Raw genomic sequence first — 10,104 nt, 5'->3', positions numbered from 1 at the left:
GGCGCCTCCGCGTCGACACGGAACCCGTCGTAGAACCGCCACGCCCGGATCTGGTCGCGCACGGCGAGCAGCTCGGGTGCGCGGCCGGGATCGGCCAGCTCGGTGAGCATGCTCTCCCACGGCTCCATGCCGCGGCTCAGCTCGACCCAGTCACCACCGTCGCGGGTCCGCACCAGCTGGCCCTTCCGACTCACCAGCACCGCGTTGGGGCGGGCCACCGGGCCGCTGAAGACGATCTCCCGTTTGACCTCGGGGTCGAGGTTGAACTCCGTCTCGCCGGGGATCGGGAGACCGAGGTCGACCAGGTAGCCGAAGCCGTCGTCCGTCGCGAACCCCAGCCGCAGGCTCACCGGACCCCGCCGTCGGGTGCCCTCGACCGCATACCCACGTGCGCGGGCACCGTCGAGGCTCTCGGGGCCGGCCCAGAGGGCGGAGGGCAGGCCACCCTCCCGGGCGAGCGAGCCGATCGCCCGCCCCGACCCGCAGTCGGCCAGCAGCCGAAGGGCTCGGTAGAGGCTCGACTTGCCCGAGCCGTTCGCGCCGGTGACGACGTCGAGCCCCTGCAGAGGCACGATGACGTCGCGCAGCGAGCGGTAGCCCGCAACGGCCACGAGCGTGATCACGGGGCGAGCGTAGGTCCGAGCCGCGACAGCCTGGTCAGCCCGGATGGTGGTAGGACCGCACGGCGGCGACGTTGATCGACGCCGACGTGAGGACCAGTCGGGAGATGATGTAGGCCCACAGCAGCAGGGTGGCCGCGACACCCAGCGGCCCGTACAGCTCAGAGGCGTTGCTCAGCTTCACGCCGAAGTAGTAGACCGTGGCGAGGTGCAGCAGCTGGGTCCCGATCCCGAGGAACACCGCGCCAGGGATGAGCCCCCACCATGGCAGGTCGTCCGCGTGGGGAAGCAGATAGGACACCACCCACCACATCACTCCCCATAGCCCCGCGGTGAACACGGTCGCGACCAGCCCGAGTCCCGGCGAGACGTTACGCAGGAACGAGCCCATGGCGGCGAGGGCGATGGCGGCCGTCATGGCGGCGAGCATCACGCTGACCGCTCGCAGTGGTCGATGGACGGAGCGCAGCGGACGGTTCCAGATCAGCGCGGTGGCGACGACGACGGTCTTGGTGAGGGTGTAGGACACGTACAGCATGAGAAACCCGCCGACGATGACCAGCAACCACCGGCTCCGATGCGCCTGGGCGGCCGCCTGCTCGACGGTCGCCATCGTGTAGCCGCGGATGCTCGGGCTGTCCGTGCCCGGGTCGCTCTCGTCGATCGTGAAGCCGAGCAGCCCGACGCTGAAGAGCGCCGCCGGAAGGGTCCACAGGAACAACCGGAAGGCCAGGGCGGCGGCCATCAGCGACCCACCGGCCTCGACGTCGCGTTCCCAGGTTCGCAGCGCGACGTCGACCTGGTGGTAGCGAGAGCGAGAGGAGATCACCCGGTCACGAGTGGCGTAGACCCGCTCGCGGGCCTCCCCGAGGCGTCCCGTCGGGGACTTGGGAGGCGCGGACACGGGGGTCGACGAATCGACGCTTCGGTCCGACCCGTCTGTGGTCACTGTGAGCTCCGGTCCGTGGGGCCATGCTGACGACCCCAGCGATCCGCACCATACTGACGGTATGCCGTCGGAGCGAGCACGTCGGGGAACGCGACGACGGCTGTCCAGGCCCTCGGGAGTTCTCGCCGAGCATTGGACCACGCTGGACGGCGTCGAGGTCTTCTACCGGGAGTCGCCCGGCCCGGCCGACGGCTCGGTCATGGTTCACATCCACGGGTTCGGGATGTCCGGCGCCTACCTCGTCCCGACCGCCGAGCGGCTGGCGGGGGAGTTCCACACCTTCGTCCCCGACCTTCCCGGTTTCGGCCGGAGTGGCAACTCGGTACAGCCCCTCGACGTCACCGACCTGGCTCACGCTGCCGCGGCCTTCCTCGACGACCGCGACATCGCGTCGGCGACGCTGGTGGGCAACTCGATGGGCTGCGCGGTGATCACCGAGTTCGCCTACCTGTACCCCGACCGCCTGGACCGCGCCGTGCTCGTCGCGCCCGCCGGCGGTTTGCACAACCAGCCGCTCCATCGCGCCATGCGCCAGCTGGTCACCGACGGGGTTCGGGAGCCCCCGAAGCTGGTGCCGGTCGCGGTCCCGGACTACCTACGGTTCGGGGTACCGAGCACGCTGCGCCTGTTCCGGGCCCTGACGAAGTACCCCTCGCTCGACCGCCTGCTGGCCATGAAGGTCCCGACCATGGCGGTCATCGGGAACCGCGACCCGCTGATGCCGGGTCCTGACCGGCTCAAGGAGGTCGCCGGGCAGACGTCGAACCACGCCCTGCTCGTCATCATCGAGGGCGCCGCGCACGCCGTGAACTTCAGCCATCCGGACGAGCTGGCCAACGTCATCCGCCTCTTCATGGCCGACCAGCCCGTCGTCGACGACCCGAACGCCCCGGGTGTTACACGCACCTACGAGCTTCACCGCGGCACCCTGGCCCCGCCGAGAGCGGGCGAATAGACCTCCTCCGATCCCGTGGGGAGAGATTTCCGTGTCGGCGCGCAAAATCTCTCCCCGATCCGATGTCCGGACCCGCTGAACACTCTTGTTCATCATCGAACACCGGCGTATCTTCGGGATCATGACCGCTCTGGCCATGCGAACCCAGCACGCCGACCTGCTCGACGCGGCCGTCACCTACCTCGTCGGTAACCCACGAGCGTCGCTGGCCGACATCGCCGCCGCGGCGGGGATCGGGCGGACCACGCTGTTCAAGCGCTACGCCACCCGCGACGAGCTCGAGCACGCCGTCGCCATGCGGGCCGTCGACGTCTGCCTCGGCGCGGCCCGCAGCGCCGACCCCGACGCTCCCGACGGCGGTCTTCGGTCCCTCGTAACCGCGCTCGTCCCGGTCGGACCGCAGCTGAGCTTCCTCTGGCGGACCCCGAGCCTGGAGACCGACGACGACTTCTGCGCCGCATACCAGCGGGTGGACGAGGAGATTCTCGCGGTGCTCGCCCGGGCCCGGGCGGCTGGGGCGCTGGACCCGGCGCAGCCCGACTGGTGGCTGCGGCAGACGCTGGTCGCGCTGGTCTACGTCGCGTGGGAGTGCGTCGGGAGCGGCCGGCTGGCGCGGCTCGACGCGCCCGACCGCGTGCTCGACACGATGTTGTCGGGGGTGGGGGCATGACGACGGTCAGCCAGGTCAGGTCGGCCGCGAGCTTCGCGGGCGGGCTCTACAAGGAACGCTGGGACCGCTGGTATGCGGCGCGCTTCCGGGGCGACCAGCTCGCCCGCCTCAGCACGCGCGAGGGACGCCGCGACCCCTACGCGGTCTACGAGGCCATGCGGGCGATCGGACCGATGGTCCCGACCCGGCTCGGCAACTGGGCCACGACGAGCTACGCCATCTGCAACCAGGTGCTCCGCAGCCGGCAGTTCGGGGTGCGCGAGGAGACCGGCGCCTCGCCGGTGCGCTCACCTCAGGAGGAGTTCGACCTGTCCTTCCTCAGCCTGAACGAACCCGACCACGCGCGGCTGCGGCGGGTCGCCGCGCCGGCGTTCAGCCCCAAGATGATGGCCGGGTATGCGACGACGATCGACCAGACGGTCGGTGACCTGCTCGACGCGGCCGAGGCCAAGGGCACCTTCGACCTCGTGGCCGACCTGGCCGCCCCGCTCCCGATCGCGGTCATCACCCGGATGATGGGGGTCGACGGCGGTGACGCGGCGGCATTCCAGCGCTACGGCGCGGCGCTCGGCAGCGCCCTGGACGGCGTCACCTCGATCGGCCAGGCGCGGCGGGTGATCGAAGCGAACCGCGAGCTCGACATCCTGTTCGCGCGGCTGTTCGAGGAGCGCGCCCGCGAACCGCGGGACGACCTGGTCAGTGTCATCGTCGCGGAGCGGGGGGACACGATTCGGCCCGAGGAGCTGCGGCCGATGTGCTCGCTCCTACTCATCGCCGGGTTCGAGACCACCGTCAACCTCATCGGCAACGCGACGCGAGCCCTGCTCGCGCACCCCGAGCAGTGGGAGATGCTCAGAGCCGACCCGTCGCTCGCCACGGGTGCGGTCGAGGAGACGCTGCGGTGGGACCCGCCGGTCCAGGAGACCGCGCGGTTGTCGTTCCGGGCGACCGAGATCGGCGGCGTACCGGTGCACGTCAACCAGGCCCTCGTCCTCCTGCTGGCCGGGGCGAACCGCGACCCGGACGTCTTCGTCGACCCCACGCGGTTCGACCTCACCCGGACCTCGAGCTCGGAACACCTCGCGTTCTCCAGTGGCATCCACTACTGCCTCGGCGCCCCGTTGGCCCGGCTCGAGGCCACGGTGGCGATCACCGCACTCACGCAGCGGCTGCCACGGCTGCACCAGGCGGGCCGGGTCGTCATGCGGCCGTCGCGGCTGATCCGGGGACCCCTGCACATGCCGGTGGCCGCCTGACGCGCGTCCTGTCGGTCGAGCGGTCTAGGTTCGCGCCATGACCGAGCCCCCACAGAGCTATGCCCAGACCTGGGCGTCGAACGAGCGGCCCGAGCTGCCGCAGACCGGCGACGAGCGCGCCATGCTCACCGCCTACCTCGATCACCACCGGGCCACGTTCGAGCTGAAATGCCGCGGCGTGGACCCGGCCCGGCTCAACGACCGGACCATGCCGCCGTCCACCCTCACCCTGCACGGCCTGCTCCGGCATCTCACCGGAGTGGAGCGTTGGTGGTTCCAGATCAACTTCGCCGGCGACGAGGTCCCGCTGCTCTACTACTCCGACGACGACCCCGACCAGGACTTCGAGCGGCTCGACGGGGACGTCGAGGAGGCGTTCGCGGCCTGGCGTGAGGAGCTCGCGCGCTCGCGGGAGATCGTCGCCGCCCACGACCTCGACGACGAGGGCACTCGGGTCCGCGACGGCGCGCCGGTGTCGCTGCGCGGCGTGCTGCTCAAGATGATTGCGGAGTACGCCCGCCACAACGGTCACGCCGACCTGCTCCGCGAGGGCATCGACGGGGCGACGGGGTTCTGAGGGAGACATGGACTATCGCGAGACGAACCGCCAGGTCATCCAGGGCTTCCGGGCCGGCGAGGACCTGCCCGGTATGCATCGGGAGCGGCTGCTGCTCCTCACCACCACCGGGCGGCGGACCGGCGAGGCGTACACGACGCCGATGATGTTCCACCGGGAGAACGGCCGGCTGTTCGTCATCGCGTCCAACGTCGGCGCGCCGCGTGACCCGGACTGGTGCCTCAACCTGCGGGCGCAGCCGGCGGTCACCGTCGAGGTCGGGGACCAGGAGGGCAGCCCGCCGTATGCGGCGACGGCGTCGGTCCTCGAGGGGGAGGACCGCGCCACGGTCTGGGCGCGGATCGCCGAGCTCTACCCGTTCTTCGTGGACCACCAGACGAAGGCGCCGCGAGAGATCCCCGTCGTCGAGCTGACTCCGGCCTGACTCCCGCACGACTCTGGCCGCGCCGCGTGCGGAGGGCTAGCGTCGCTGGATCGGGCATCGGGCATCAGGCACCGTTCCCGGCCCCGTCGAGAAGCAGGCGAAGGAGAACCTCATGACCGACCACGTGTACCGCGTGACCGAGGTCGTCGGGACGTCGAGCGAAAGCCTCGAAGGGGCGATACGGACCGGGATCGGCAAGGCCGCCGAGACGATCCGCGGCCTCGACTGGTTCGAGGTGACCGAGATCCGCGGTCACCTCGACGAGGGGACGATCAAGCACTTCCAGGTGGCGATGAAGGTCGGCTTCCGCGTCGGTGCGTAGCGGGGATGTCCAGGGTCGCCGTCAGTTGATGATCAGCGAGAGGAACGTCGCGATCACCACCGTGTTGAGCAGCCATGACAGCGCGCTCTGGAAGGTCACGAACCGCCGCATGGACGCGGTGCTGACCGTCGTGTCGGTCGTGCCGAACGTCACGGAGCAGCCGGCCGCCAGGTAGACGTAGTCGGAGAACACCGACTCCTCGGGGCCGGGGAACTCCAGCCCGCCCTCCTCGATGTCCTTGCGGGCGTAGTAGACGGCGAAGCTGAACGTGATGATGCCGAGGCAGCTGAGCACAGTGAGACCGGCCATGGTGGTCACCAGCGCCGGGAGATCCTGGCGGTTGATGACGGCGGTGACGATGGTCGAGAACGCCCAGATCGAGATGATGAGGGGCCACACGATCCCGCCGCCACCCGCGAGCAGCCACCGCTTCCAGGCTTGCTTCGGCAGCGGCGACCCGAGGATCCGGCGCCTCAGCTCGTCGTGGTCGGCACCCCGGAAGGCGCGGACGCCCAACCAGAGGTACGCGATGGCGAAGCCGACCCAGCCGATGAGGTTCGAGCCGTAGTCCTCCTCGAGCGCGAGTTGTGCCGGGGTGAGCTGCTTGCGGAAGCCCATCTCCTGGTAGAGGTCCTGGGCGATGAAGAAGAGCAGGCTGAGCAGGATCCCGAGGCCGAGCGCCGCCCAGAGCCGGAACACGTCGGAGCACGCGCGCGGGATCGGCTTCGGCGCCGGGCCCACCGGGAAGGCGATCGTCTTCTTCTCGGTCATCACACCCCCTGCAGGTCGGTCGAACCCCGCCATTGTCGTGGAGCCGGGCTCGGTTCGGCAGGTCATCGGCGCGGCCGGGCGACCGTATCTCTGGCCGGTGGGCTCGGCTGGGAGTCGAGCGGCTCGGCTGCCGGTATGACATGAGTCAAGCGGCTCGACTGGGAGTCGAGTCGAGCGGCACCGGGGATAAACCCGAGTGGCACCGGGGAGAAACCGGAACCGGCGCACCGATCACGCGCATACCGGCGTGGTCGGGGCTCCTCGCGCCCCGTGAAAGACTTCACGGCGTGTCACCCAGGGCCCGAACCGCGTTGCCGCCCCACGCGACGCCACCGGACCTGATCCGGAACTTCGGCATCATCGCCCACATCGACCACGGCAAGTCGACGCTGGCCGACCGGATGCTTCAGCTCACCGGCGTCGTCGACGACCGCGCGATGAGGGCGCAGTACCTCGACCGGATGGACATCGAGCGCGAGCGTGGCATCACCATCAAGAGCCAGGCCGTCCGGATGCCGTGGGAGCTCGACGGGACGACCTACGCGCTGAACATGATTGACACCCCCGGGCACGTCGACTTCACCTACGAGGTGTCGCGCAGCCTGGCGGCCTGCGAGGGCGCCGTCCTGCTCGTCGACGCCGCTCAGGGGATCGAGGCGCAGACGCTGGCGAACCTTTACCTCGCGATGGAGAACGACCTCACGATCATCCCGGTGCTCAACAAGATCGACCTGCCGGCGGCGCAGCCGGAGAAGTACGCCGAGGAGCTGGCCGGCCTGATCGGCCTGGAGCCGGAGGACTGTCTGCGCGTCTCGGGCAAGACGGGGGAGGGCGTCGAGGTCCTTGTGAACGAGATCGTGCGTCAGATCCCCGGCCCGACCGGCGACCCCGCCGCTCCCGCCCGGGCGATGATCTTCGACTCGGTCTACGACACCTACCGCGGCGTCGTCACCTACGTCCGGGTCATCGACGGTGACCTCAACCCGCGTGAGCGGATCGTCATGATGTCGACGCGGGCCACCCACGACCTGCTCGAGATCGGCGTGATCGCGCCGGAGCCAGTGCCGTCGAAGGGTCTCGGGGTCGGGGAGGTCGGCTACCTCATCACCGGCGTCAAGGACGTCCGCCAGAGCCGGGTCGGCGACACCGTCACCAACGCCGCCAAACCGGCCGCTACGGCGCTCGCCGGCTACCGCGACCCGAAGCCGATGGTGTTCTCCGGGCTCTATCCGATCGACGGGTCCGACTACCCCGCCCTGCGCGACGCGCTCGACCGGCTCAAGCTCAACGACGCTGCGCTGGTCTACGAGCCGGAGACGTCCGCGGCGCTGGGCTTCGGCTTCCGGGTCGGGTTCCTCGGGATGCTGCACCTCGAGATCATCCGCGAGCGGCTGGAACGCGAGTTCGACCTCGACCTCATCTCGACCCTGCCGAACGTGGAGTACGACGTGACGCTCGACGGCGGCGTTCACGTCGACGTCACCAACCCCAGCGAGTTCCCCGACGGCAAGATCTCGGAGATCCGCGAGCCGGTCGTCCGGGCGACGATCCTCGCGCCGAGCGAGTTCATCGGCGCGATCATGGAGCTCTGCCAGCAGCGCCGGGGGAGCCTGCGCGGGATGGACTACCTGTCGCCTGAACGCGTCGAGCTGCGCTACACCCTGCCGCTCGCCGAGATCGTCTTCGACTTCTTCGACCAGCTGAAGTCGCGCACCCGCGGGTATGCCTCGCTGGACTACGAGCCGGACGGCGAGCAGGTGGCCGACCTGGTCCGGGTCGACATCCTTCTGCAGGGCGAGCAGGTGGACGCGTTCAGCTCGATCGTCCACAAGGACAAGGCCTACGGCTACGGCGTCGCGATGGCGTCGAAGCTGCGTGAGCTGATCCCGCGGCAGCAGTTCGAGGTGCCGATCCAGGCCGCGATCGGGTCGCGCGTCATCGCCCGGGAGAACATCCGGGCGATGCGCAAGGACGTCCTCGCCAAGTGCTACGGCGGCGACATCACCCGCAAGCGCAAGCTGTTGGAGAAGCAGAAGGAGGGCAAGAAGCGGATGAAGATGGTCGGCCGGGTCGAGGTCCCTCAGGAGGCGTTCATCGCCGCGCTCTCCAACGACGCCGAGACGGCCAAGAAGTAGCGCCCGAGGTCAGCAGTTCGTCAACCAGGCGACCGGGAATCCGTCGTCCCACCGGGCAGAGGGCCCGTAGTAGGAGCCCTGCATCCACAGCCGGTCGGGGTACCACGCCGAGGCCCACAGCTCGTTGCCGTTGAACCCGTAGAGCCACCCAGTGTTGGTCTTCTGGTCGATGACGTTGTCGTTGCCGTAGCGGGTGGTGGCGGCGTAGACGCCGATCCCGTAGTCGAGCGCGTCCTGCCGGCCGTTGTACCAGGTGAGGGTGTGGATGCGGTAGACCGGCCCGTAGCCCCCGCTCATCGGCACCTTGCAGGCGTAGTGCAGGAAGGCGTCGCTGCGGACGAACGTCCAGTTCCCGCTCGGCATCGGGTGGTTGAACGGAGAGTCGGCGTACGCGCTGGACGCGGTGACCAGCGATGCGCAGAGCGCCACCAAGACAACGGCGAACAGGGTGGCGAGACGACGATTGGCGGTTCGAGACACTCGCACGTGGTTTTCCTCCTGGTTCGTCCCGACGCTACTCCCCGTTACCGTCGGTGCGGGGTCCTAGCGTCGGAGATGTGCGCGAGCACTACTCGCATACCTTCCGGCCGCCGCTCGACCGGTTCGTCACGCTGGCGGTCGGCTACCGGTACGCCGGTGGCTCCCCGGGCGTGCACGTCGGGTTGCCGTCGGGCGCCCTGACGCTGGTGGTGCCGTTCGACGAGCCGTTGTGCCTCAGTGGTGCCGGTCTGGCGGGGCTCACGACGTTCGACGCTGTTCTGGCCGGGCTCGCGACGGGGCCGACACTGATCCACCACGACGGTAGCCAGCACGGGCTGCAGCTCGGGCTCACCCCGAGCGGCGTCCGCGCCGTGTTCGGGATGCCGGCCGGCGAGCTGGCCGAGAGCTCGGTCGAGCTCGAGGACGTCGTCGGTCGTGTCGCGAAGTCCCTGCGCGACGAGCTCGAGGGGTATGCGACGTGGCCGGAGCGGTTCGCGGCGGTCGACCGTGTCGTCCGTGAGCTGATGCGGCGGCACGAGTCGCGGTGCGCCGGTCCGCCGGAGGTCGCGCGGGCCTGGCGGCTGATCCGGTGCGGCGGAGGCCGGACCCCGGTGGCCGGCGTGGCGTCTGACGTCGGGTGGTCGACGCGGCACCTGGAGCAGCGGTTCCGCGGTGAGCTCGGCATCACGCCCAAGGCCGCCGTGCGGATCACCCGGTTCGAACGCTCGGTCGACGCCGCGCGCGACCCGCGTCGCCGGCTCGCCGACGTGGCCGCCGAGTGCGGTTACGCCGACCAGGCGCACCTGGCTCGGGAGTGGCGCGACCTCGCGGGGCGGCCGCCGTCGCGGTGGCGCGTCGAGGACGACCTCGCAGTCGTCCAAGACGAACCGGTGTCGGACTTGGCAGCATCGGGAGCATGACGACACGGACTGACCACAACCTCTG

General features: G+C 69.9%; 12 protein-coding genes. 8 read left to right on the top strand and 4 right to left on the bottom strand.

Going from position 1 to position 10,104, the window contains the following annotated elements; genetic code table 11:
• Both VIG79_RS16520 and VIG79_RS16515 read right to left on the bottom strand, forming a co-directional pair.
• A partial coding sequence (locus VIG79_RS16520) for an AAA family ATPase (RefSeq protein ID WP_331887599.1) occupies window positions 1-623 on the bottom strand: 623 nt, incomplete at its 3' end.
• A gap of 34 nt (window positions 624-657) precedes the next feature.
• Window positions 658-1,524 carry a YhjD/YihY/BrkB family envelope integrity protein gene (locus VIG79_RS16515; protein ID WP_331887597.1) on the bottom strand — a complete coding sequence of 289 codons (867 nt, stop codon included), beginning with the start codon at window positions 1,522-1,524 and terminating at the stop codon, window positions 658-660.
• A gap of 106 nt (window positions 1,525-1,630) precedes the next feature.
• Between VIG79_RS16515 and VIG79_RS16510 the strand changes: the two genes are divergently transcribed.
• The 6 genes from VIG79_RS16510 (at window position 1,631) to VIG79_RS16485 (ending at window position 5,773) form a co-directional block, all read left to right on the top strand.
• On the top strand, window positions 1,631-2,524 hold the full coding sequence (locus VIG79_RS16510) for an alpha/beta hydrolase (protein WP_331887595.1): 894 nt from the start codon (window positions 1,631-1,633) through the stop codon (window positions 2,522-2,524).
• 121 nt (window positions 2,525-2,645) lie between these two features.
• Window positions 2,646-3,194: a hypothetical protein gene (locus VIG79_RS16505; protein ID WP_331887593.1), complete on the top strand. Its 549-nt coding sequence runs from the start codon at window positions 2,646-2,648 to the stop codon at window positions 3,192-3,194.
• Window positions 3,191-4,450 (top strand): cytochrome P450, encoded by a 1,260-nt coding sequence (locus VIG79_RS16500; protein WP_331887591.1) that lies wholly within the window; start codon window positions 3,191-3,193, stop codon window positions 4,448-4,450. Before VIG79_RS16505 ends, VIG79_RS16500 begins: the two co-directional genes overlap by 4 nt.
• Before the next feature lie 37 nt (window positions 4,451-4,487).
• A complete protein-coding gene (locus VIG79_RS16495) occupies window positions 4,488-5,027 on the top strand; it encodes a DinB family protein (RefSeq protein ID WP_331887589.1) in 540 nt (179 codons plus the stop codon).
• Between the two features lie 7 nt (window positions 5,028-5,034).
• Window positions 5,035-5,451 carry a nitroreductase family deazaflavin-dependent oxidoreductase gene (locus VIG79_RS16490; protein ID WP_331887587.1) on the top strand — a complete coding sequence of 139 codons (417 nt, stop codon included), beginning with the start codon at window positions 5,035-5,037 and terminating at the stop codon, window positions 5,449-5,451.
• Between the two features lie 112 nt (window positions 5,452-5,563).
• Window positions 5,564-5,773 carry a dodecin gene (locus tag VIG79_RS16485; RefSeq protein WP_331887585.1) on the top strand — a complete coding sequence of 70 codons (210 nt, stop codon included), beginning with the start codon at window positions 5,564-5,566 and terminating at the stop codon, window positions 5,771-5,773.
• Window positions 5,774-5,794: 21 nt separating this feature from the next.
• Here the strand turns inward: VIG79_RS16485 and VIG79_RS16480 are convergent, their stop codons facing one another.
• Entirely contained in the window at window positions 5,795-6,544 is a 750-nt protein-coding gene (locus VIG79_RS16480) for a DUF1345 domain-containing protein (RefSeq protein WP_331887583.1), read from the bottom strand.
• 287 nt (window positions 6,545-6,831) lie between these two features.
• Here VIG79_RS16480 and lepA point away from each other — a divergent pair, with 287 nt between their 5' ends.
• Entirely contained in the window at window positions 6,832-8,679 is a 1,848-nt protein-coding gene (gene lepA, locus VIG79_RS16475) for a translation elongation factor 4 (RefSeq protein ID WP_331887581.1), read from the top strand.
• A 9-nt stretch (window positions 8,680-8,688) separates the two neighbouring features.
• Here the strand turns inward: lepA and VIG79_RS16470 are convergent, their stop codons facing one another.
• Window positions 8,689-9,165, bottom strand: coding sequence for a hypothetical protein (locus VIG79_RS16470; protein ID WP_331887579.1), 477 nt, complete (start codon window positions 9,163-9,165; stop codon window positions 8,689-8,691).
• Window positions 9,166-9,236: 71 nt separating this feature from the next.
• Here VIG79_RS16470 and VIG79_RS16465 point away from each other — a divergent pair, with 71 nt between their 5' ends.
• Window positions 9,237-10,079: an AraC family transcriptional regulator gene (locus VIG79_RS16465; protein ID WP_331887577.1), complete on the top strand. Its 843-nt coding sequence runs from the start codon at window positions 9,237-9,239 to the stop codon at window positions 10,077-10,079.
• The last annotated feature ends 25 nt before the right edge of the window (window positions 10,080-10,104 follow it).

This window comes from Lapillicoccus sp. (assembly GCF_036559105.1).
Lineage (GTDB): Bacteria > Actinomycetota > Actinomycetes > Actinomycetales > Dermatophilaceae > Lapillicoccus.
This window is presented reverse-complemented; position numbering and strand designations above follow the sequence as displayed.